A 22,203-nucleotide genomic window follows, 5' to 3' on the forward strand; every position below is an offset into this window, starting at 1 on the left:
ACAGATCATGCGAGCACAATTCGTTCTCTCCGAGACGTGGATCGGCCTGCGTCGAAACCTGACGATGACCATCGCCGTCATCACGACGGTGGCCATCTCCCTCAGCCTGTTCGGTGCCGGTCTGCTGGTCAACCAGCAGGTCTCCGAGATGCGCACCTACTGGGACGAGCGGATCACGCTGACCGTCTACATGTGCACCGACATCTCGCCGACCAGCATCTGCGAGGAGAACGGCGCGGCGACGGAGGAGGACCGCGCCGAGCTGGCCGCCAAGCTGGACGGCATGAACGAGGTCGACGGCTACGAGTACCTGACCCCGGCCCAGGCCTGGCAGGACTTCCAGGACCGGCTCGGCGCCTCCAACGAGGCCCTGGCCGGCGCCGCCCAGGAGGGCGACATCCCGGACAACTACCGGGTGCAGCTCACCGACCCGTCGCACTACGACACGGTGCGCGCGGCGGTCCAGGGGTCGCCCGGCGTCGACAGCGTCTCCAACGACAGGGGCCTGCTGGAGCAGTTCTTCGGTCTGCTGGACGTCCTCAAGTGGGCCGCCCTGGTCGTCGCCCTCGTGCAGCTGGCCGCGGCCGCGCTGCTGATCGGCAACACGATCAGGCTCTCCGCCTACAGCCGCCGCCGGGAGACCGGCATCATGCGGCTGGTCGGCGCGTCCAACTTCTACATCCAGCTGCCGTTCCTCCTCGAGGGCGCGATCGCCGGTTTCGCCGGCGGTCTGATCGCCTCCGGGTTCATCGTGGCCACACGGTTCACGCTGCTCACCCGGATCGAGGAGTGGTTCCAGTTCGACGTCGCCCTCGGCACGGGCGCGCTGATGTACGTCATCGGCGTGTCGATGATCCTCGGTGTGCTGCTGTGCGCCGTGACCTCGTTCCTCACCCTGCGCCGCTACCTGAAGGTCTGACGCGGCCGCCGAGGGGCGGAAAGACCACAACCGGGGGGCCTCGTGCCCCCCGGACGTATGAAGGGACAGACCTGTGGCACGGGAAACCGGGCACAAGCTCATCGCGCAGAACAAGCGAGCCCGGCACGACTACCACATCGACGAGACCTACGAGGCGGGTCTGGTCCTCACAGGCACCGAGGTCAAGTCGCTCCGGCAGGGCCGGGCCTCCCTCGTCGACGGCTTCGCCCACATCAACGACGGCGAGGTGTGGCTGGAGAACGTGCACATCCCGGAGTACTCGCAGGGAACCTGGACCAACCACGCGGCCCGGCGATCGCGTAAGCTACTCCTGCACCGCGAGCAGATCTCCCGGCTCATCGGGAAGACCCGGGAGCCCGGTCACACGCTGGTACCGCTTTCCCTGTACTTCAGCGACGGCCGGGCCAAGGTCGAGATCGCTCTGGCCCGCGGTAAGCGTGAGTACGACAAGCGCCACGACATCGCCGAGCGCGAGGCGAAGCGGGACATGGAACGCGCGCTCCGCCGCCGCAACCGATGAGGCGCCCGAAAGGAACACACACGGTGTCCCCCCGTCCCCTTGGCCGGTTCACGGCCGTCGGCAGCGCACTGATCCTCGCCGCCACCCTGGCCGCCTGCACACCGAACCCCAGTCCGGAGGTGGCGGTCAGGTCCTTCCTGCTCGCCTGGCAGGACGGGGACCACGAGGGGGCCGCGGCGTACACCGACGGCGACCCCGAAGAGGTCGCGGGCGCGCTCACGGACATGCGCGAACAGCTCGACCTGGCGTCCCTGCGCTTCGGCCTGGGCCCCATCACCCGTGACGGCGACGCGGCCGACGCCGAGTTCGAGGTGCACGCGGACCTCGGCATCGGCGACCCGACATGGAACTACACCGGCCGCATGCCCCTGGTGTGGGGCGCGGACGGCTGGAAGATCAGCTGGTCCTCGAGCGTCCTGCACCCCGACCTCAGTGAGAACGAGCGGCTGGCGGTCAGCTACGAGAGCCAGGAGCGCGGGCAGATCCTCGACCGCGAGGGCGAGCCGCTGGTCTCCGCGGACAGCGTGACCGCGTTCGGCGTGTTCCCCGCCGAGATGGAGGACAAGGAGGCCGGGGTCACCCAGCTCGCCGAACTCCTGGAGGAGGACCCCGACCCGCTCCTCAACCGCGTGCGCTCCGCCCCGCCCGAGCAGTTCCAGCCGCTCGTGCTCATGCGCGGCTCCAGCGTCGACGAGAACCTGCTGAGCGAGGCCGGGAGGATCTCCGGCGTCGACACGCAGGAGGTCGAGATCAACCTGACGCCGTCGATGGCGCCGTTCCTGCTGGGCGAGGTCGCCGGCACGTCCGAGCACCGGGTGTCCGCCCGTGTGCCGGGCCCCTACCAGGCGGGCGACACGATCGGGCTGAGCGGCCTCCAGAACATCTTCCAGCACGAGCTGGCGGGCTCCGGCACCACCCAGGTCGTCTCCCTGGACGACGGCGGAGAGGTCACCGACGTCCTCGACTCGTGGGCGGGGGAGCTCAGCGGGGTCATCGACACGACCCTGGACTCGGGCGTGCAGCGCGCCGCGGAGACGGCCCTGGAGACCCTGCCCGACAACGGCTACCTGGTGGCCGTGGACGCCGCCAGCGGCGAGGTCCTGGCAGCCGCCAACGCCTCCGGCAACACCACCGACGACGCGGCCCTCACCGGCTCCTACGAGCCCGGGGGAGCCTTCACGATGGTGTCGGCCCTGGCGGCGCTGGAGTCCGGCGCCACCACGCCCGACGGCGTCGTGCCGTGCGGTTTCTCGGCCGAGGTCGGCGGACGGACCTACGTCAACCCCAGCAGCGGGTTCCTGTCCGGGGAACCGGACCTGGCCCGCAACCTGGCCTTCATCTGCAACGTCGGGTTCGTGGAACTCGGCTCCGAGGTGGGGGCCGACGCCCTGGCCGAGACGTCGCAGAAGCTGGGCATCGGCGCCGAGTGGCAGCTGCCCGTCCCCGCGTCCTCCGGCGCCGTCTCCATCGGCGGCGCCGACGAGGACGTCGCCTCCGCCATGATCGGCGAGCACGGCGTCCGGGTGAGCCCGCTGAGCATGGCGCTCGCGGCGGGCGCCGTCGCCGACGGCACCTGGCACGCCCCCACCCTGGTCCGGCAGGAGGGCCCGTCCCCGGCCGGGGCCGAGGCCCTGGACGAGGCCCACCTCGAGGTGGTGCGCACGGGGATGCGCGACGCCGTCGTCAACCGGATGCCCGAACTGCTCGCCGGCGGGGGAGAGGTGTACGGGCAGGCCGCCCGCACCGAGCAGGACGGCACCGCGCTGCACTGGTTCGTGGGCTACAAGGACGGGATCGCCTTCGCGGTCCTGGCCGAGGTGGACCCGAGCATGACCGCGTGGTCGCAGTACGCGGTGGACGCCACGAACGTCTTCCTCACCACCCTGGCCTCCGGCGCTCCCGCCGAGGGGACGGTCCCGCTGGACGGGGCCGAGCTCACCGGCGGCGAGGAGCAGGTCGGCTGGTAGCGGCCGGCGGGGCGCAGGCCCCGCCCTGTCGCGGCCGGCCGGCGGTCCCCGGCGGGCGGCGGGTCCGCGCGGGCCAAGGAGCGGCAAAGAACGGTCCCCCCGGGCAACTCCCGGGGGGACCGCTCGCGTCTTCCCCTGTGACTGGGACCGCCACGGGGGTAGCGGACCAGTACGTGGGGCAGGACCTCATCTCGGGGGAGATCCTGCCGGTTCCCACGAGGTCGGCCGGACCCTGCCGACCGCCCCCCGTGAGCCGCGTCGACCACTTCTCGCGTCCGCGCTCACGGGGGTTCTCCGCGTCCGGGAGGATTCGGGGCCCCGCACGGGAATCAGCTTGGCCCCCGTGCCGTTGTAAGGGTAGAGTGACGGACGCACGGGCGTTCGACGCTCGCGTGTCGGCCGACCGTCTGACGGGAGGCTTTGACAATTTCACAGGGGGTGATCGGTTTCGACTTCGGTAGTCGTTCCAGGGGAAGCGGGTCGAGGGTTGCGTTTGTGACCTCGTTAATCCTGCATTCGCATAAACACAAGTGCCAATTCTAAGCGCACTGAGTTCGCTCTCGCTGCCTAAGCGATAGCGTCTCTGTCGACCTGAGCATGTCATCGGCCCAGGACTCGGCATCAACAAGGTGACTTACCGCTCAGATCAGGCCACGGGGCCTGAGCGGGACATTTTCGTGGCTGGGCCTGTCAGCGATGTGTCTGTGCAAGCGCTGGGGCCGAGTAGAACGACAGCGCAGACTGCACCCGGAGAAGCCCTGGCTCGGTGCTGAAGGACGCGGGTTCGATTCCCGCCACCTCCACTCGATGACGGGACGGTCCCGTGCGACGGCTCATGCCGCCGCGCGGGGCCGTCCCGTCGTTGTGTCCGTGGACGCCTTCCCGGACCCGGCGCGAGGCTTCGCCTCGCGGTTCGCGGCCGGTTCGCGTCACCCCTGTTCCATGACGGCACGGCCCCGCCCGCGCGTGATCGCGCTCGCGGGGCCGTCCGTCGTTCCGGGCCCCGGTCCGCCGCAGTCGGCGGGCCGGGGCCCTTCGTGTGCCCGGACCTGTATCTGTGCGGCGATGCCACCTAGGTTGTATCCCTGACTAGGTGGCGATACTGTCTAGGTAGTGAAGTCGAGCCACTGCTGGTGGCGGAGGCGAGGGGGAGCAGGTTCCGGGTGACCGGTGCGTGCGGTTCCCGACGGAGGAGGACGCACGCATGGACCGCCGCGCGAGCTGGCTCAAGGGGGTGCTGGACCTCCTGGTCCTGGCCACCCTGACCGAGGGGGAGAGCTACGGCTACGAGATCTCCAAGCGCTTGGACGGGAGCGGGTTCGGCAGGATCCGCGGAGGCACGCTCTACCCGGTGCTCAACCGGTTGGAAGAGGCCGGGCTGGTCGTCGCGGAGTATCGCGCCGCACCGAAGGGGCCCGGCCGCCGCTACTACACACTGACCGACGGTGGACGTGCCTTCCTGCGGGAGCAGGGCGCGGCCTGGATGGAGTTCGACGCCTCGGTGCGCTCGGTACTCGTGGACGGAGAGACTGCATGAGCGACTACTTCGGAGCCCTCGCCGCACGGCTGCGGGAGCACGGCGTGGACGGTGAGCGGTCCCGGGCGCTGCTGGACGACCTCTCCGCCCACGCGGCGGAGAGCGGTGCGGACCCCGAGGAGGAGTTCGGCCCGGTGGAGGAGTTCGCCTCGGCGCTGACCCGCGCCTCCGGCGAGGTGGACTCCGGCGGTACCGGGGCCGACCCGGAGGACGAGGCCCTCGTGTGGACCGCAGACGCCTTCGAGGCGCCCGCCCGGCTCAACGAGATGGGCGCCCAGGGATGGGAGGTGGAGCGGGTGGACAGGCTCGGCCGCTTCGTCAGCCGGAGGTCCGCGGAACGGCCCCAGACGTGGGAGTACCGCCAGGAGGTCGGCTCCGGGCGCGCGGACCGTGAAACCCTCGGGGAGCGGCTGGCGCCCGGGGGCTGGGAGCCGTGCGGGCGCTGGTCCGTCCTCTCCTACTTCAAGCGTCCCGGTGCGGTCACCGCGGGGCCCGGCGCGGAGTTGGACTCCCCGCCGGCGCCCGGCGGACGCCGCTACTTCTTCGGCCGCAAGGGGGTGCTCGTCATCGGAGCCTCCCTCACGGTCGCCCTCGTCGCGGGCGGGTGGTCGGTGTTGAACCTGGTGTCCGGCGTCGCCGACGCGGAGGGCGCCGCGGACCTGGCCGGGTTCGCCACCGGGGCCGTGGTGGGGGCGATCGCCGTCCTCCTCCCGGTCTGGGGCGCCGTCCGCCTGGCGGCGGCCCGGCGGGAGCGCTCCGGAGGCTGAGGGGGCTCCCGGGCGCGCGCCCGCGGCGCCCCGGCCTCCCTTTCGCCGCCGGGTCGGAAGAAGTAGCCTCGTGGTCCCCTGGCCCGCGACCCGGCGGGCACGCGGAGCGCCTTCGACACGAGAGTTCTGCCGATGCCGAACAAGACAGCCGAGTCCCTCAACGCGAACCGTTCGTCCCTGGCGCACAAGGTGCGCTACGCGTTGCGCAACCCCGGAAGGGTGGTGCCCTATGTGCGCCGGTCCGTCCGGGACTGGAGACTGCGGATGACCCACCGCGACCACGTGGACTACTACCGGGCGGTGATGGCCTCCGACGCGGCCAGGGACCCCAGGGCCGCGGTGGGCAGCCGGAACGAGGAACGCTGGCTGGCCCTGGGGCGGATGCAGTTCGACTACCTGGTCGAGCACGGCCTCGAACCCGGGCACCGGATGCTGGACATCGGCTGCGGCAACCTGCGGGCGGGGTGGCGGCTGATCGACTACCTGGACGAGGGGGGCTACTACGGGATCGACATCTCCCCGGACATCCTCATCGCCGCCAAGGGGGTCCTCGTGGAGCGGGGGCTCCAGTCCAAGCTGCCGCACCTGACGATCACGCGGGACCTGACGTTCTCGTTCCTGCCCCAGGGCCGCTTCGACGTGGTGCACGCGCACAGCGTGTTCTCCCATTCGCCGATCGAGGTGATCGACGAGGCCCTGGCGAACGTGGAGAGGATCCTGGCGCCGGGCGGGTTCTTCGACTTCACGTTCGACCGGACCGAGGGCGAGGAGCACCAGGTGCTGCGCGAGGACTTCTACTACCGCACCGACACGCTGATCGCTCTGGCGGAGAAGCACGGGCTCGACGCGCGCTTCATGGAGGACTGGGAGGAACGGCCGCACGGCCAGTCCAAGATCCGCGTCACCGCCCGTGGGCCCCGGTCCGAGGCAGGCTGAGGCAGGGGTCCTGTCCGCGCCACCGGGGCCCGGCGGCCGCTGTCCGCCGTCCCGAGCCGTCCGCTCCTGCTGAATCTACGTCGTAAAGGCCGCAGGGGGTGCCATGCCCCGTTCCGATGGAACGGCCGGTCCCGGTGCGTACCCACGTGCGGCGCGGACGCGTCGCCGCGGCGCCTCCCGGCGGCCCGGTCCCGGGCACGGACGGGGGCGGCGCCGCTCGGCGCCGCCCCCGTCGGCGCGGACGCGCGGTCCTCACGCCTCGGTGGCCCCCACCAGCCAGGCGACCTTGTGGGCCGTGACCCCGAGGCTCCCGCTGCTGCCGAGGTGGACCCCGAACGAGGCGAGGAACGCGTAGTCGAATTCCCTGCGTTCACAGATCACGTCCTCGACCGCGCAGGTGGACGCCGGATTGCTCACCCGAAGGTAGGGCGAGCGGCCGTCGACCACGTCCGCCCGGACGGAGTAACGGGACAGTTCGCCGGCGAGTTTGCCGAGGTGCCCGTGTTCCTCGGAGGCCTCCTGGGTCGGCTGCTCGTCCTCGGTCTGTCTCGACTGGGCCATGGCGCAGATCCTTTCGTGTCGAGCGCGGGTGCTCTCCTCGATGCCCTGCCGCCATTGTGACTCAAGGTTATAATACCGTTACGCACCCGGATGGCGACACGCCGTCATGCCGTCCAGGCCCCCCGGTACATCACGTCGGACACGGTGAGCCCCTCCGACATGACGACGAGGTCGGCGTGGCCCCCGACCTCGATCCGCCCCGCTCCGGCCAGGCCCAGCGCCGCCGCGGGGACCGACGACGCGGACCGCACCGCCTCGGGCACGCCGACCCCCAGCCCCTCGACCGCGTTGCGCACGGCCCGGGGCAGCACGATGGTGCTGGAGGCGATCGCCCCGTTCTCCACCAGCCGCGCCTCTCCGCCGCTCACGCGCACCCGCAGGTCGCCCAGCGTGTACTCGCCGTCGCCCAGCCCGGTCGCCGACATCGCGTCCGTCACCAGGGACACCCGGTCCGCGCCCGCGGCCGCGAACACCAGGGCCGCCGCGCCGGGGTGGACGTGCACGTTGTCCATGATCAGTTCGAGGGTCACCCGGCCGTCGTTCAGCGCGGCCGCGATCGGTCCCGGGTCCCTGTGGTTGAGCGGCCTCATCGCGTTGTACACGTGGGTGGCCACCGTCGCCCCGGCGTCGAAGGCCGCCAGGGTCTGCTCGTAGCCGGCGTCGGTGTGCCCCACGGCGGCCACCACCCCCGAGGACACCGCCGCGCCGATCAGGTCCAGGGCGCCCGGGAGTTCGGGGGCCACCGTGACCATGCGCACGTGCCCCCGGCCGGCCTTCAGCCAGCGGTCGAACTCGACCGTGTCCGGGTCGCGCAGCAGCTCCGGGTCGTGCGCCCCGCACTTCGAGCGGGCGATGAACGGCCCCTCCAGGTAGATCCCCGCGAGCTCCCCGGCGTCGCAGAGCTCGGCGAGGGCCGCCACCTGGCGGACCGTGTCCTCGGGGGTGGCGGCCACCAGGCCCCCCACCAGGGAGGTCACCCCGTGGCGGCGGTTGAAGGCGACGATCTCGCGGACTCCCTCCGGATCGGCCTCGGGGAAGGCGTGCCCGGCCCCTCCGTGGATGTGGGTGTCGACCAGGCCGGGGACGACCCACGAGCCGGCGAGGTCGCGGACCTCGCCGGGGGAGGCTCCGGAGGAGGGGGCGTCCGAGCCGAGCGCGGCCACGCGGCCGTTCTCGACCCGCAGCCAGCCGTCGTGGACTCCGTCGGGGGTCACGACGCGCGCGTTGGTGAGCGTGACGGGGGTGTGGGCCATGTTCGAGCTCTCTCTGCGTCTGCGGCGCCCGGTGAACGGGAGGGCGAAGGTTGTGTGGCGCAAATTACATCGCCGCGTCGGCGCCGGGTGGAAGGGGGTGTGCCTTCCGCCGTTGCGCCCCGTATCCCCTGCGGAGCTGGGGCGTTCCGAACCCTGGGACGGCTGTCCGAGGGCTGGACCGTACGTCGTCGGGGCCTGTCGTCGCGAGGCGGGGGGCGGCACGCATTGACGATAGCGGCCGCCGCGCCTCATGATGGAGGCATGTCCGCCGGTGAGCTGCTTGTCCAGCGCCTGCATGTCGATCTGAGACAGCAGGCGAGCGCGCTCTGTCGTAGCTAGTGCCTTGCGGGGCCGCAGCCCCGCGCCACGGGTGTACTCCCGTGACCGTGCCCTACCGCAGACACCGGACGCTCATCACTCCCAGTTCTGGGCCCGGGTCGTACCCCGGCCCGCGGAGCCTCCCTGCCAGGCCCGACGCACCGAGTCCCGGACGACGAGGTCCACTCCCCGTGTCGGTAAGAGGAACGACGTCCTCTCCGGTGTCAGCACCCCGATCGCCGCCCCCCGACGTTTCCTCCGGTCGATCCCGGCTCGCTCTGACCGAACCCAGGAGTTCCGCATGACCCGCTTCACCGTGCTCGTCGCCGCCCCCCGCTCCCGTTCCGCCGTCCGGGACGCCGCCCTGCGCGCCGCCTCCGAGGTGGCCTCCCGCGCGGGGGTCGCCTCCGTCCCCGACGTCATCGACCTCGCGGAGCTGGGCCCCGACCTGCTCGCCGAGTCCTCCGAAGCCGTGGACGCCGCACTGGAGACGGTGCGGCGGAGCGACGTCCTGCTCGTCGCGTCCCCGCAGGCGCACGGCACCTACACCGGCCTGCTGAAGGTGTTCCTCGACCGCCTGCCCGAGCTGGGCCTGGGCCACACCGTCGCGGTTCCGCTGGCCGTCGTGGACGACCTGCGCAACAGCCACGGCATCGAGGAGGACCTGCGGATCCTGCTCGCCGACCTGGGCGCCTGGGTGGCCGAGCCCGGCCTGATCCTGGCCGACGACGAGACCGGCCGGCCCGACAGCGTCGTGCGGGCCTGGGCGGACGTCGCCGCCCCGGGTCTGCGCCAGGCCGTCTCCGTGGCCGCCTGACCCGGACCTGCCGTCCGCCGGCGGCGGGCCCGTGTCCGCGGACCCGGGCCCGCCGCCGGCTCCGGTGCGGGGCGGCGGCGCCGGGCCCCGCCTTCCGTGGGACGGCCGGGGTCAGGCCCCGGGCGCGTCCGTGCCGTTCCGGGCGGGGGCGGTCGGCGCGGCGTCGGCGAGGTGCGCCCGCCTGCGGCTGGTGTCGGCCTCGGCCCGGGCCACGTTGCCGCGCACCAGGACCACCACGACCAGGGTCAGCGCGAAGCCGCCGATCCGCAGCGCCAGCATGAGCGGGTCGTCGGGCAGCCGCTCCCCGAACAGGATCGTGCCCATCACGACCATGAACACGTTGCCCGCCACGTTGGACACCGGCGCGGTGATCGACGCCCGGGAGCGCTGGAGCGAGGTCTGGAAGAGGACGATGCCCACCGCCCACCCGACCGCGTACAGGTAGGGGTAGGGGGACAGGAGCGCGGGGGCCACGGCCGCCCACAGGCCGTGGTCGGCCAGCAGTCCGCCCAGGCCCTTGCCCTGGAGTCCGGCGCTCCCCTGGGCGAAGCCGGCCGCGGCGCCCAGGGCCGCCGCCGACATGGACCGTCCGCCGCCGCCGGTGAGGGCGACCACGGCCAGGCACGCCGCCACGGTGGCCAGGCTGACGGTGACGAGCAGCCCTGTGTCGGCGGTGGTCCCGGTCTCCGCGCCGTCGGCGGTGGACAGGGTGAGCAGGCCCAGGGCGACCGGCATGAGGGCCAGGGCCACGTATTCGCCGCGGGTGATCCGCTCGCCCACGACGAGGGTGACGACGAGGATGCCGCACGCCACCCCGGCGGCGAACGCGGGCTGGGCCACGGACACCGGGGCCAGGCCGAGGGAGACGATGAGCCCCACGCTGCCGAGCGCGGTGAAGAGGCAGCCGAACACCCAGCGGGGGTTGCCGAGCAGTACGCGGGCCAGGCGGAGGGGGCGGTTGACCGAGATCGACTCCGACCCGTGCAGAGCACGCTGCTGCACGCTCAGGCCGACGGTGTAGACCACGGCGGACAGGAGCGCGACCAGGAGTCCGATCACGGGAGGGGCCTTTCGGCTCGGAGGCGGCGGCGTCGGGAGGGCCCGTGCGTCGGCGCCCGGTGCGGCAGCGCCGGGGCGGGGGTCTCGGCGGACACGGGTGGCGCTAACGTCGGGATGCGCGGTCCCACATCGGCCGCCGGAGGACTTTGGACGGTTGACGACCTCCATATAACCAGTTCTAGTCTGGTCTGACGAGCCCCATGTCCTCGTCTGAACAGCCAGGGACGGTGTGGCTCCGGGAGTGGGCATAGAACCTGTTCCGGGGCTGCCGAAGGGCGTGACGGCGAGGGATGGGGCATGGTGCAGGACCCAGGCGAGCCCGGTGAGGACACCTCCGAGCCCCGCGGCGGGGCGGTCGGCCCCCCGCGTGCGGAGGCGGGGGACGGCGCGAACGGCGTCTCGGAACCGGAGGCGGAGGAGCGCTCCTCCGCGGCCGGCGGGGCGGGCCCCTCGCCGTGGTCGCGGGCGGCGGGGCTGCTCCCGCACTCCTGGCGCGGGTACGCGCGGAACTTCTCGTGGCGTGACCTGCCTTGGCCGCGCCCGACCCCCTGGCGGTACCGCTCCTCGCGCTTCGAGCCCGGTCCGCTCGGGCTCCTGGGGGTCATGCTCGCGGCGATGGCCGTCACCCTCCTGCTCATCCAGACCGGTTCGGGCGGGGCGCGGGGCGAGGGGGACGAGCTCGCGGAGGAGCCCGTCACGGTTCCGGGGCCGCCCGCGGGCGAGCTGCGCCTCATGCTGGTCGGCGACTCCCTGACCCAGGGGAGCAGCGGCGACTACACCTGGCGCTTCCACCTGTGGTCCCACCTGCGGGAGGCCGACGTCGAGATCGACTTCGTCGGCCCCCGCGACGACCTGTACGGGCTCGACGACGGGGAGCCCGGGAACCGTGACTACGCGGACCCCGGCTTCGACACCGACCACGCGGCGCGCTGGGGCACGTCCACGAGGGAACTCGCCACCGGTGTGGCGGAAGTGGCGGCCGAGCACGCCCCCCAGTACCTGCTGCTCCTCGCCGGGACCGAGGACATCCTCGCCGGGCACGGGGCGGACCACGCGTTGGAGGGCATCGGCGAGACGGTGTCCACGGTCCGTGTCGTGCAGGGCGAGACCCGCTTCGTCATCGGGGAGCTGCCCGCGGTGGAGGGCACCGGCGACGACGGCCGGTTCAACGAGGAGATCGCCCGGTTCAACATGGGGCTGGTCGACCTGGCCCGGCAGCTCACCTCCGGCGACTCGCCCGTGGTCGTCGCGCGGGTCGCCGACGGGTACGCGCCGGCGCGCGACAACTGGGACGAGGCGCACCCGAACGCGCGCGGCGAGCTGAGGATCGCCGCGGCGTTCGCCGACGCGCTCGCCGATCCGCTGGGGGTCGGCCGGGCGTTCGAGCGCCCGCTCCCGCGCCTGCCGGTCGGGCCGCCGACCGCTCCCGAGCCCGTCGCGGAGGAGACCGGGGACGGACTCGTGCTGAGCTGGGAGGCCGTGCCCGGGGCGACCGGCTACCGGGTGGTGCAGCGCCGGGTGGAGCCCGACCCCGACGAGGCGTCGGTGCTGCCGGTCGAGGTGGAGGACGACGGCGGCGAGAGGTCCGTGCTGGTGGAGTCGCTGTTCAGCGGTGCGCGGTACGAGTTCGTCGTGCGACCGTTCAAGGGCAGGGACGAGGGCGCGGAGTCCGAGCCCCTGCAGCTGGTGTGGGACGACGACCCGCCCCCCGGCCCCGACGGGATCGGGGTCCGGGACGGCGGCGCGACGGTGGTGTGGGACGCGGTGGAGGAGGCCTCCCACTACGAGGTGTGGGTGCGGCCGCTGGACTGCGTGTCCGCCGACGAGCGGCGGTCCCCGGGGATCCCCGCGGACGTGGACGGGATGCCGGGCAGCCCGGACGGCGGGGGCGCGGCCCCGCCGGACGGGGGCGCGGACCCGTCCCCGCCGGCACCGGACCCGGTTCCCACCGACCCGCCCCTGCCGGACCCCGGCCCGACCCCGGCGCCCGAGGCGCCGCTGCCCGCCCCCTCGGAGCCGGACGGCGGCTGTGAACGGCGCGACGGACGCGGCCCCGAGGACGGGGAGGGCTGGCGCACGCTCGGCTCGGCGGGGGAGGAGCCGCGCTGGACGGCGACGGTGTCGGGCGCCTACGAGGTCGTGGTCCGCTCCTACCGGGACTACGTGGAGGGCGGTTTCTCCGACAGCGCCCTCCTGGGGGGCGGCTGATGGCCGTGCGGAGCGGTGCCGCGGGCGGCGCCCGGAGGCTCCGGTGGGCGGCACGCCTGCTGCCGTGGGCGGTGGGCCTGCTCGCCGGTGTCCTGGCGCTCGGGCCGGCGCTCGGCCCCGGGTACGTGCTCCGCTACGACATGGTGTTCGTGCCGGACCTGTCCCCGGGCACGGTGCTGGAGGGGACGGACGGCTTCCCCCGGGCCGTGCCCAGCGACGTGGTGGTGGCCGCGCTGTCGGGCGTGCTGCCGGGCGACGCGGTGCAGGCGCTGGCGCTGCTGGCGGTGTTCGCCGTGGGAGGGGCGGGGGCGTCCGTCCTGTTCGCCCGCGCGTGGGCGGGAGACGGGCCGGTGCGGGCCGGGACGCTCGCGGCCTCGGCCGCCGCGGGCCTGGCGTACGTGTGGAACCCGTTCGTCGCCGAACGCCTGCTGTTGGGCCAGTGGGCCGTGCTCCTGGGCTACGCGGGGCTGCCGTGGGTGGTGGGGGCCGTCGTCCGGTCGGCGGAGCTCCGGCCGGGGGCGGGGTTCGCCGGAGTCGTGCGCGCGCTCGTCCCGGCGGCCGTGGGCGGGTTCTCGTCCGTGGTGCTGACCGGGCTCACGGCGGGCCCGGTGGCTCTGCTGGGAGCCCGTCGGGCGCCCGGCGGCGCCCCGCCCGGAGCGGGCGGTCCCGGCGGTCGCCGGTGGGCGCGGACCGGGCTCTTCCTCGCGGCGCTGGTGACGGTCGCGCTGCCGTGGCTGCTGCCGTCGCTGACGAGCGGCGCGGGGACCGACCCGGCAGGGGTGGAGGCGTTCGCGGCCAGGTCCGACACCCCGTTCGGCACGGCGGTGTCCCTGCTGCTCCTGGGCGGGGTGTGGAACTCGGGGGCCGTCCCGGCGGGTTACGGCGAGCCGGTGACGGCCGCCGTGCGGCTGCTCCTGTGCCTGGCGGCGCTCGCGGGCTGGGCGTGGCTGCTGCGGAGGGGGCGGCCACCCTTCGGGGCGGGGCTCTCCGCGGCCGCCGCCGCGGGCCTGGCGATCGCCCTGCTGGGCGCCACTGCTCCCGGCCGGGAGCTCCTGGGCTGGCTGGTCGGGCTGTGGCCGGGGTTCGGGGTGCTGCGGGACGGCCAGCTCTACGTCGCCCCCCTGGCGCTGGTGCAGGCGCTCGGGCTGGGCGCGGCGGTGCTGTGGCTGTCGGGCTCCTCCGTGGCGGGGGAGGGGGGCGCCCCGCCGCGGGGCCTCCCCGTGGCGGGCGCCGTCCGTTCCCCGGGGGGAGACGGCCCCCCGCCTGCGGGCGGCTCCCGACCGGAGCCCGCCGGGCTGTGGCGGATGGTGCTGGCGGTGTTCGCGGGGCTCCTTCCCGTGGTGACCCTCCCCGGTCTCCTGTGGGGCGCGGGCGGCGCGCTCGCTCCCGCCGACTACCCCGCCTCCTGGCTGGAGGCCCAGCGGGCGGTGGCCGGGGACGGGCGCCCCGGGGCGGTGCTGGTGCTCCCGTGGAGCGCCTACCGGGGGATCGACTGGTCCGGCCGGCCGACCGTCGTGCTCGACCCGGCCACCCGGCTCTTCGACCGGCGGACGGTGTGGAACGACGACCTGGTGGTCGGCACTCCGGACGGCGGCGCGGTGGTGGTGACCGGCGAGGACGCCCGGGCCCGGGAGGTCGCCGGGCTGCTGCGGCCGGACCCGGGGACCGGGCTGCCCGAGCGGCTGGACCCCGGGGTCCTGGCCGGGGCCGGGGTGCGGTACGTGGCGGTGACGGCACCGGTCGATAACCAGTTCTGGTCCGGGGTGGACGGACTGTCCGTGGTGGTGGAGGGGGCCGACATGGTGCTTCTGGAGGTTCAGGATCAGCACATCAAGGCAGACAAAGCCACCATTTCGGGGTTGGAAGTTACCGGCGGGTTAGTTACAGTTGGGGCAATCATCTGGTCTATGGCTAGATCAGGTTCTAGTCTCGTTTTCCAGTGCCTCGGTCCCAGTTCGGGGTCGGGCGCGCGGAAGGAGATCCCCAAGTGATCAAGGTAATCGCCGCCTGCGTCATCGGCGCGGCCCTGGCGGGGGGTGGCACTGTTCTGGCCACCAGCCTCGCCACGGACTCGACCGCGACCGCGGAGCCGGTGAACGAAACCCTCTACAACTACGGCGACCGCTAGGAAGCCCGAGTTCGACGGAGGACAGCGGGCGCCCCGTCCCCAGCGGGGCGCCCCACCCCCGAAACCCCGCGGCCCCCGTCCCAGGCCGCCCCCCACAGACGTCCGGTCGACGGGTCTGTTCGGCATGCGTTCCACCCTTCCCCCGCGTGATCGCCGTACGTGTCCATGCGTACGCGGAGGGTGATCGCGGTCGATCCTCCCGGACTCCGCGCGGAAGGAGAGCGTGTGGTCTTCCAGAAGGTCCGCCACGGGGCGGAACCCGTCCTGTCCCGGGTCGCCGCGTCCCCGGCCGCCACCACCGCACCCGCCCCGGCGGAAGCCGGCACGGAGGCGCCCCCCGACCCCGGACCGCGCCTCGACGGCGTCCGCCTGGTCATGATCAACTGGCGCGACCCCTGGCAGGCCGCCGCCGGGGGAGCCGAGGAGTACGCCTGGCGGATCAGCCGCCACCTGGCCGAACGCGGTGCCATCGTCACCTTCCTCACCAGCCGCGAACCCGAGCAGGCCCGCGTCGAGACCCGGGACGGCATCGTCATCAGGCGCATGGGCGGCAAGTTCACCGTCTACCCGCGCGTCATGGCGTGGCTCGCCCTGTGGCGGCGCGAGTACATGCTCGCCTTCGACTGCATGAACGGCATCCCCTTCCTGTCCCGGCTCGTCCTGCGCCGCGGCACCAGGGTGGTCAGCGTCGTCCACCACGTGCACGACCTCCAGTTCAACGCCTACTTCGCGGCCCCGCTCGCCCGGGTGGGCCGCTTCATCGAGTCGGCCGTCGCCTCCCGCGTGTACCGCGACTGCACGACCGTCACCGTGTCGGAGTCCTCCCGCCGGGCCATGCGCGAGAAGCTCGGCTGGAGGGCGCCCATCGAGATCGTCCACAACGGGGGCACGCCCCCGGCGCGTCCCCTCCGGCCCGCCGCCCTCCACCACCCCCGGACCGCGCCCTCCGGCCGGCTCCTCCCCGGGCCCCCCGCGGCCCCCGCCACCGGCCTCGGGAGCCCCGCCGTCGTCAGCCTCGGCCGCCTCGTCGTCCAGAAGCGCGTCTCGCAGGTGGTCGACCTGGCGCGCAGCCTGCGCGGAGCGCACCCCGGCCTGAAGGTGCACATCATCGGGCGCGGCCCCGAGGGCGACCACCTGGCCGAACAGGTCGTGCGCGACGGCATCGGCGACCGGGTCCGCCTGCACGGCTTCCTCTCCGAGGAGGACAAGAACGGCGTCCTGGCGGCGTGCGACCTCCACGTGACCGCCTCCGAGTTCGAGGGCTGGGGCCTGACCGTCATCGAGGCCGCACGCCTCGGCGTGCCCACCGTGGCCTACGATGTGGACGGACTTCGCGATTCGGTGCGTGACGGTGAGACCGGGTGGCTGGTCCGCGAGGGCGAGGACCTCGCCGGCGCGGTCGCCAGGGCCCTGGAGGAGCTGTCCGACCCCCGACGGGCCGAGGCCGTGCGCCGCGCCTGCCTCGCGTGGGCCGCCCGGTTCACCTGGGAGGCCAGCGGCGCGCGGATGGCCCGGCTGGTCGCCGCCGAACTCGACCTCCCCGGCGGAACCCCCGACCACCCCGGCGCCGGAGAGGCCCCGGCCACCACGACCACCCCGGGCGCCCCGGCCGGGGCAGCAGGCAGGAAAGAGCGAATGTGACTTCGGCGGAATCCACCGCCAGGCGCGAACCGGAGGATTCCAGCACACCGACCGCCCCCCGCGGAGAACTGGACCAGAGGCTGCTCACACGGCTCAAGGTCCTCACGGTGTGTCTGCTACTGGGCGCTCTGGCAGCGAGCATCGACCCCGGCAGGATCGTCAGCGACACCAAGATCGACCTGACGGCCGACCCCCTGGGGTTCATGGAGCGGGCCCTGCACCTGTGGGACGCCTCCTACTTCGGGCAGATCCAGAACCAGGCCTACGGGTACTTCTTCCCCAACGGCCCCTTCCACCTGCTGTTCGACTCGCTGGGCATGCCCGACTGGCTCATCCAGAGGCTGTGGATGGCGGTCCTGCTCGTCGCGGCCTTCACCGGCGTGTACAAGGTCGCCGAGGCCCTGGGCATCGGCACCGCCAACACGCGCATCCTGGCCGGGGTCGCCTACGCCCTGGCCCCCCGCGTGCTGACGCTGCTGTCGTACAACTCGGCCGAGCTCCAGCCCATGCTGCTGATGCCGTGGATCCTGCTGCCCCTGGTCCTGGGGGCCCGGCACGGGTACTCCCCGGCCCGCGCCGCACTGCTGTCCGGCCTGGCCTTCCTCCTGTGCGGCGGCACCAACGCCGCCTCCGAGCTGGCCGTCCTGGTCGTCCCCGGCCTCTACCTGCTGACCCGTGCCAACGGCCCCCGCAAGCGGCGGCTCATGGCGTGGTGGACGGCGGCCCTGGTCCTGGCCTCCTCCTGGTACGTCGCGCCGCTGCTCATCATGTCGCGGTACGTGTACTCGTTCATGCCCTACACCGAGGACGCCGCCGTCACCACCGGTGTCACGTCCCTGGTCAACGCGCTGCGCGGCACCTCCAACTGGATGGGGTTCCTCCCGGACCAGGGCAACACGGCCCTGCCCTCGGGTGCGGAGCTGTCCACCACCCCCTGGCTGATCGCGGCCACCGCGGTGGTCGCCGGGCTCGGCCTGGCCGGGCTGGTCAACCGGCGCACCCCCGAGCGCCTGTTCCTCATCACGAGCCTGCTGACCGGCACCGCGATCATCGTCGCGGGCTTCACCGGCGACCTCACCGGGCCCTTCGCGGAGACGGTGCGCACCCTCCTCGACGGGGCCCTCTCCCCGTTCCGGAACGTGCACAAGTTCGACGCGCTGATCCGCCTGCCGCTGGTCCTGGGGCTGGCCCACCTGCCGGTCGTGGTGGCGCGCGACCGGGCGGACCGCAGCGGGGGCCCCGTCCCCGGGCGCGTCCGCCGGGCGGTCGCGGGCGGCGCCTCCTCCGTCTTCCTCGTCACCCTCGTGCCCATCGGCGCCGTCGGCATCGCCCCCGCCGGGGGCTACGAGCGGATCCCCGAGTACTGGTACGAGGCGGCCGACTGGCTGGAGGAACGCTCCGACGAGCGCGGCATGACCATGGCCCTGCCGGGCTCCGCGCGCGGCGAGTACGAGTGGGGACGCCCCCTCGACGAACCCCTGCAACCCCTCCTGGACGGTGCCTGGACCAACCACCAGATCATCCCGTGGGGGTCGGCGGGCGTCTCCCGCATCACCCACGAGATCGACCAGAGGGTCTCCTCGGGCCGCGGCTCCGCCGGGCTCTCCGCCACCCTCGCCCGCATGGGAGTCACCCACCTCCTGGTCCGCAACGACCTCCAGCGCACCGCCAACAACGGCGGCTGGCCCGCACGCGTCCACCAGGCGCTCCGGAACTCGCCCGGCATCACCGAGGCCGCCGAGTTCGGCCCGGTGATCGGCTCCCTCGACCACCAGTCCGCCTCGCAGTGGTTCGACCAGCCGTACCCGGCCCTGACCGTCTACGAGGTCGGGGAGGCTGCCCCGACCGTGGGCACCGTCCCCTCCGACGGGACGCTGAGGGTCACCGGCGGGCCCGAGTCCGTGCTCCACCTGGCCGAGCAGGGCCTGCTCACCGACGACCGCCCCGTCCTCCTGGGCGACGACCCCGGCGCCGCCGGGATCGCCGCGGAGGACACGATCGTCACCGACACCGCCCGCCGCCGCGAGGTCGTCTACCCCGACGTGCGCCGCAACGTGTCCGCGACCCTGACCGAGGACGAGGAACTCGAACGCGACGTCCCCGCGCCCGACGTCCTCGACCCGGCCTGGGAGGACCACGTCGCCCACGCCGAGGACATCGGGATCGAGTCGGTGAGGGCCTCCTCGTCCGAGAGCGGCGCGGGAGCACGCGCCGGCGACCGCGACCCCGGGCACGCCCCGCACGCCGCGCTCGACGACGACCTCACCACCTCGTGGCGGTCCAGCGCCTTCACCGGGGCCCTGGGCCAGTGGATCGAGGTCGAGTTCTCCGAGCCCCAGGACCTCACGGGGCTGAGCATCGCCTTCGAGCAGCTCGCCGGCGAGCCGCCGCCCTCCCGCGTCACGCTGGTCACCGACAACGGCGAGGCGGAGGTCCCCGTCGCCGAGACGGCGGAGCCGCAGGAGCTCATGGCCCCGCCGGGGCCCACCGGCACGCTGCGCGTGCGCGTGGACGAGCTCGCCTGGGAGCCCGAGTACCGGTTCGGCACCCGTGTGGGCATCTCCTCCGTCTCGGTCCCCGGCCTCGAACCGGACCGCACCCTGCGCGTGCCCGGCCCCGCGGACACCGGGACGCTGCTGTTCACCGGTTCCACCGGGACCGTGCCCGGCTGCATGGAGGGCTCCCACGTGTGGGTCTGCAACCCGCGCCTCCAGGTGCAGGGGGAGGACGCGCGCGGGCTGGACCGCACCTTCGACCTGTCGGCGGACGCGGCCTCCACGCCGCACTCCGTGACCGGCGAGGTCGTGCTCACCGATCCCAGGGAGGCGGAGAACGCCGCGAACCGGGCCGGCCCCCATCCGCACGTGACCGCCTCCTCCACCGCGGTGGAGCACCCGGCGGCCATGGGCCGGGGCGTCCTGGACGGTGACGAGAGCACCGTCTGGTACCCGGACCCGGAGGAGAAGAATCCCTGGCTCGACATCGACCTGGGGACTCCCGCCGAGATCGGGTACCTGGCCGTCGAGTTCCCGCGCGCCGACAGCGTGATGCGGCCGATCCGCGTGACCGTGGAGGGCGGCGGCACCGTCCGCGAGGGCTGGCTCGACGGCAGCGGCCGGGTGGACTTCGCCGAGTTCACCGCGTCCTCGCTGCGGGTGACGTTCGAGCGGCCCGAGGGGCAGTCGCTGGAGATCGGCTCCGTCGAGCTCCCCGGCGTCGAACCGGTCGACCCGCTGCCCGAGGGCGACGCGTCCACCGCCTGCGGCCTGGGCCCCACGCTGCGGGTCAACGGACAGCGCGTGGAGACCCGGATCAGCGGGGGCGCCCTCGCCGACCAGCTCACCGGTCGGCCGGTGCCCTACGAGAGCTGCACGGACCTGGACCTGGTCGAGGGCGAGAACCGGGTCGTGGTCGACCCGGGCAACCGCTACGAGGTGCGCTCGGCGCTCATCGGCTCCGCGGGGCCGGCCGCGGACCGGGCCGAGGTCACCACGGCCGAGGTGGAGGCGCTGCACGAGTGGGGGCCGGGCGAGCGCCGGTTCGACGTGGACGTCGACGAGGACAGCTTCCTGGTCGTCAACGAGAACTTCAACGAGGGCTGGCGGGCGGTCCTGGAGGGCGGGGACGCGCCGCTGGAGCCGATCCGCCTGGAGGGGTGGAAGCAGGCCTGGGTGCTCCCGGAGGGCAGCGCGGGCACGGTCACCCTGACGTACACGCCCGACACCGCCTACCACCGCGCCCTCGCCGTCGGCGCCGCCCTGGCCGCGGTGCTGGTGGCGGCGGCACTGTGGCCCCGCCGGCTCCTGCCGGGCGGGCGCGCCCTCCGGGCCTCGCCCCCGCGCGGCTCCCGGGCCCTGCCCGCGGCCGGCTCCGGGTGGCCGGGCCGCTGGGCGGTCCTGCCGCTCGGCCTGGCCTACGGGGTCTGGGTCGCGGGCTGGGTCGGCGCGGCCCTGGTCGGCCTGATCCTGCTGTGCATGTGGTGGCTGGGCCGCCGCGCGCCCCGGCGGCTCAGGCACGCCAGGCCCGGGCGGCCGTCGATGGGCGGGCGCCTGCTGCCCCACCTGGCCGGGCCGTGGCCCCCGGTGGTGTCGCTGGGCCTGGCCGGGCTGTCCGTGGCCCTGGGCACCCACCTGGCCCTGTACATGCCCTTCCACGACGTCACGGAGGCGTTCGGGGGAGCGCTGCGCGGCTGGGCGGCCCAGCTGCTGTGCCTGCCCGCGCTCGCCAGGCTCGTCATGGAGATGGGCCGGCTCGGCGACGGCGACGCGGCCGACGCCGACCCGCCGGCGGTCCGCGAGGCCGCCGGGGCGGCCCCGGGGGCCGCCCGCGGACCGGACCCGGGCGGGGCGGACGGGAGCGCCCCGGCGGCGGAGCCCCGTGACGGCGACCTGAGGGAGCCCGACTCCGAGGAGGCCCGCGCATGAGCGCGACCGGGACGCGGACCGACAGCCAGGTCGGCCCGCCCGGGTCCCCCGGGCGCCCCCTGCCGCGGGGCGCCGTCATGGTGGCGCTGGGGGCGTTCCTGCTGACACTGGCCGCCCTGCTGCCGCTGTACGTGCACGACAGGATCGCCCTGCTGCCGGCGCAGACCCGGTTCGACGTCAGGATGGTCGACGAGGACGCCGGCTACCTCGACACCTCCACCTGGCGGTGGGTGGAGGCCGCGGAGCTCACCCGGGTGACCCGCGTGGACGGCTCGGCCCACGGCGGGGACTGGTCGGCGTGGGAGGTGTCCGTGGACACCTCGGTGCCCGACCGGATGATCGACCACTGGAGCCGGCGGGTGATCGTGGACCGCGAGACCGGCAGGGCGGTGAACTGCTGCGGCGAGCACGTCGACGGCGACCGCGCGGTCCGCCAGGCGGGGCTCGTGTACTCGTGGCCGCCCGGGGCCGAGGAGGGCGACCACCCGTTCTACGACGCCGAGGTGCGCTCGGCGCCGATGCTGGAGTTCCAGGAGTGGGACGAGGTCGCCGGGGTCCCCGTGCGCCGGTACAGCCAGTGGGTCGAGGCCTCCCAGGTGCCGGAGTCGGCGCGCCCGGTGCCCGCCGGACTGTTCCGGTCCGGCGCCCGGGGGACGGTCACCGCCACGCGCTGGCTGGAGGTGAGCCGCACGTTCTGGGTGGAGCCGGTCAGCGGGATCGTGGTCGACGCCCACGAGACGCGCTCGGAGACCCTGCGCCCGCAGGACGGCGGGGGCGAGGTCCCGCTCCTGTACGCGGAACTGGTCATGGCGGACAACCAGGTCTCGGCCTACGCCGAGCAGGCCCGCGTCCGGTCGGTGCTGCTGCGCGCCCTGGACTCCTGGGCGCCCTGGGCGCTGGGACCGCTCGGCGGGCTGGCGGTCCTCGTCGGCCTGGTGGGGGCATGGCGGGGCCACCGTGCGGACGGCGCCCCCGCGGACGGTGTGCGGAGCGTGGACGCGGACGCCGGCCCCGCCGATCGGGAGGCCCCCGCCCGGAGGCGCGGGCGCCGGCGTGCCCGGGAACCCCTCGACCCGCAGTGGTGACCGGGCCCCGGCGGACGGGGCCGCGTCCGCCGGCGCACGCCT

At 74.0% G+C, this 22,203-nt stretch carries 16 protein-coding genes and 1 other RNA gene; 14 read left to right on the plus strand and 3 right to left on the minus strand.

Annotation, left to right across the window (positions count from 1 at the left end; translation table 11 throughout):
* Nucleotides 1-7 precede the first annotated feature (7 nt).
* The 7 genes from ftsX (at nucleotide 8) to ACFQBR_RS17855 (ending at nucleotide 6,667) form a co-directional block, all read left to right on the plus strand.
* Nucleotides 8-919, plus strand: coding sequence for a permease-like cell division protein FtsX (gene ftsX / locus ACFQBR_RS17825; protein WP_344182442.1), 912 nt, complete (start codon nucleotides 8-10; stop codon nucleotides 917-919).
* 73 nt (nucleotides 920-992) lie between these two features.
* On the plus strand, nucleotides 993-1,460 hold the full coding sequence (gene smpB, locus ACFQBR_RS17830) for an SsrA-binding protein SmpB (protein WP_267948331.1): 468 nt from the start codon (nucleotides 993-995) through the stop codon (nucleotides 1,458-1,460).
* Between the two features lie 23 nt (nucleotides 1,461-1,483).
* Complete coding sequence (locus tag ACFQBR_RS17835) at nucleotides 1,484-3,427, plus strand: penicillin-binding transpeptidase domain-containing protein (protein WP_344182440.1); 1,944 nt, start codon at nucleotides 1,484-1,486, stop codon at nucleotides 3,425-3,427.
* A gap of 434 nt (nucleotides 3,428-3,861) precedes the next feature.
* Nucleotides 3,862-4,233, plus strand: a transfer-messenger RNA (tmRNA) gene (gene ssrA / locus ACFQBR_RS17840).
* Nucleotides 4,234-4,631: 398 nt separating this feature from the next.
* Nucleotides 4,632-4,964 carry a PadR family transcriptional regulator gene (locus ACFQBR_RS17845; protein WP_267948333.1) on the plus strand — a complete coding sequence of 111 codons (333 nt, stop codon included), beginning with the start codon at nucleotides 4,632-4,634 and terminating at the stop codon, nucleotides 4,962-4,964.
* Complete coding sequence (locus ACFQBR_RS17850; RefSeq protein WP_344182437.1) at nucleotides 4,961-5,731, plus strand: DUF2812 domain-containing protein; 771 nt, start codon at nucleotides 4,961-4,963, stop codon at nucleotides 5,729-5,731. The genes ACFQBR_RS17845 and ACFQBR_RS17850 overlap by 4 nt, the downstream gene beginning before the upstream one ends.
* 132 nt (nucleotides 5,732-5,863) lie before the next feature.
* Nucleotides 5,864-6,667, plus strand: a complete 804-nt coding sequence (locus ACFQBR_RS17855; protein ID WP_344182435.1) for a class I SAM-dependent methyltransferase — start codon at nucleotides 5,864-5,866, stop codon at nucleotides 6,665-6,667.
* A 252-nt stretch (nucleotides 6,668-6,919) separates the two neighbouring features.
* Here the strand turns inward: ACFQBR_RS17855 and ACFQBR_RS17860 are convergent, their stop codons facing one another.
* Both ACFQBR_RS17860 and nagA read right to left on the minus strand, forming a co-directional pair.
* Nucleotides 6,920-7,228, minus strand: a complete 309-nt coding sequence (locus ACFQBR_RS17860) for a hypothetical protein (protein ID WP_330158937.1) — start codon at nucleotides 7,226-7,228, stop codon at nucleotides 6,920-6,922.
* Between the two features lie 104 nt (nucleotides 7,229-7,332).
* On the minus strand, nucleotides 7,333-8,481 hold the full coding sequence (gene nagA, locus ACFQBR_RS17865) for an N-acetylglucosamine-6-phosphate deacetylase (RefSeq protein ID WP_344182433.1): 1,149 nt from the start codon (nucleotides 8,479-8,481) through the stop codon (nucleotides 7,333-7,335).
* A gap of 619 nt (nucleotides 8,482-9,100) precedes the next feature.
* Here nagA and ACFQBR_RS17870 point away from each other — a divergent pair.
* Nucleotides 9,101-9,616 (plus strand): NADPH-dependent FMN reductase, encoded by a 516-nt coding sequence (locus ACFQBR_RS17870; protein WP_267948338.1) that lies wholly within the window; start codon nucleotides 9,101-9,103, stop codon nucleotides 9,614-9,616.
* A 111-nt stretch (nucleotides 9,617-9,727) separates the two neighbouring features.
* Here ACFQBR_RS17870 and ACFQBR_RS17875 read toward each other — a convergent pair whose 3' ends face one another.
* Entirely contained in the window at nucleotides 9,728-10,675 is a 948-nt protein-coding gene (locus tag ACFQBR_RS17875; RefSeq protein WP_344182431.1) for a hypothetical protein, read from the minus strand.
* Between the two features lie 297 nt (nucleotides 10,676-10,972).
* Here ACFQBR_RS17875 and ACFQBR_RS17880 point away from each other — a divergent pair, with 297 nt between their 5' ends.
* The 6 genes from ACFQBR_RS17880 (at nucleotide 10,973) to pgfA (ending at nucleotide 22,161) form a co-directional block, all read left to right on the plus strand.
* Nucleotides 10,973-12,883 (plus strand): GDSL-type esterase/lipase family protein, encoded by a 1,911-nt coding sequence (locus ACFQBR_RS17880; protein ID WP_378553870.1) that lies wholly within the window; start codon nucleotides 10,973-10,975, stop codon nucleotides 12,881-12,883.
* A complete protein-coding gene (locus ACFQBR_RS17885; protein ID WP_378553872.1) occupies nucleotides 12,883-14,874 on the plus strand; it encodes an MmpA family trehalose lipid delivery protein in 1,992 nt (663 codons plus the stop codon). Before ACFQBR_RS17880 ends, ACFQBR_RS17885 begins: the two co-directional genes overlap by 1 nt.
* Nucleotides 14,871-15,011: a hypothetical protein gene (locus tag ACFQBR_RS17890; RefSeq protein WP_267948341.1), complete on the plus strand. Its 141-nt coding sequence runs from the start codon at nucleotides 14,871-14,873 to the stop codon at nucleotides 15,009-15,011. The genes ACFQBR_RS17885 and ACFQBR_RS17890 overlap by 4 nt, the downstream gene beginning before the upstream one ends.
* 225 nt (nucleotides 15,012-15,236) lie before the next feature.
* Complete coding sequence (locus tag ACFQBR_RS17895) at nucleotides 15,237-16,652, plus strand: glycosyltransferase family 4 protein (protein ID WP_344182427.1); 1,416 nt, start codon at nucleotides 15,237-15,239, stop codon at nucleotides 16,650-16,652.
* Complete coding sequence (locus ACFQBR_RS17900; RefSeq protein ID WP_378553874.1) at nucleotides 16,649-21,076, plus strand: alpha-(1->3)-arabinofuranosyltransferase; 4,428 nt, start codon at nucleotides 16,649-16,651, stop codon at nucleotides 21,074-21,076. Before ACFQBR_RS17895 ends, ACFQBR_RS17900 begins: the two co-directional genes overlap by 4 nt.
* Nucleotides 21,073-22,161 carry a cell envelope lipid trafficking protein PgfA gene (gene pgfA / locus ACFQBR_RS17905; RefSeq protein ID WP_344179764.1) on the plus strand — a complete coding sequence of 363 codons (1,089 nt, stop codon included), beginning with the start codon at nucleotides 21,073-21,075 and terminating at the stop codon, nucleotides 22,159-22,161. The genes ACFQBR_RS17900 and pgfA overlap by 4 nt, the downstream gene beginning before the upstream one ends.
* The last annotated feature ends 42 nt before the right edge of the window (nucleotides 22,162-22,203 follow it).

The organism is Nocardiopsis tropica (genome assembly GCF_042660575.1).
Lineage (GTDB): Bacteria > Actinomycetota > Actinomycetes > Streptosporangiales > Streptosporangiaceae > Nocardiopsis > Nocardiopsis tropica.

Excerpts from the sequence above, each read along its gene's own strand:
- pgfA (WP_344179764.1), top strand. The coding sequence starts at position 21,073 with ATGAGCGCGACCGGGACGCGGACCGACAGCCAGGTCGGCCCGCCCGGG.
- ACFQBR_RS17855 (WP_344182435.1), top strand. The coding sequence starts at position 5,864 with ATGCCGAACAAGACAGCCGAGTCCCTCAACGCGAACCGTTCGTCCCTG.
- ACFQBR_RS17885 (WP_378553872.1), top strand. The coding sequence starts at position 12,883 with ATGGCCGTGCGGAGCGGTGCCGCGGGCGGCGCCCGGAGGCTCCGGTGG.
- ACFQBR_RS17880 (WP_378553870.1), top strand. The coding sequence starts at position 10,973 with ATGGTGCAGGACCCAGGCGAGCCCGGTGAGGACACCTCCGAGCCCCGC.
- ACFQBR_RS17860 (WP_330158937.1), bottom strand. The coding sequence starts at position 7,228 with ATGGCCCAGTCGAGACAGACCGAGGACGAGCAGCCGACCCAGGAGGCC.
- ftsX (WP_344182442.1), top strand. The coding sequence starts at position 8 with ATGCGAGCACAATTCGTTCTCTCCGAGACGTGGATCGGCCTGCGTCGA.
- ACFQBR_RS17870 (WP_267948338.1), top strand. The coding sequence starts at position 9,101 with ATGACCCGCTTCACCGTGCTCGTCGCCGCCCCCCGCTCCCGTTCCGCC.
- nagA (WP_344182433.1), bottom strand. The coding sequence starts at position 8,481 with ATGGCCCACACCCCCGTCACGCTCACCAACGCGCGCGTCGTGACCCCC.
- ACFQBR_RS17850 (WP_344182437.1), top strand. The coding sequence starts at position 4,961 with ATGAGCGACTACTTCGGAGCCCTCGCCGCACGGCTGCGGGAGCACGGC.
- ACFQBR_RS17845 (WP_267948333.1), top strand. The coding sequence starts at position 4,632 with ATGGACCGCCGCGCGAGCTGGCTCAAGGGGGTGCTGGACCTCCTGGTC.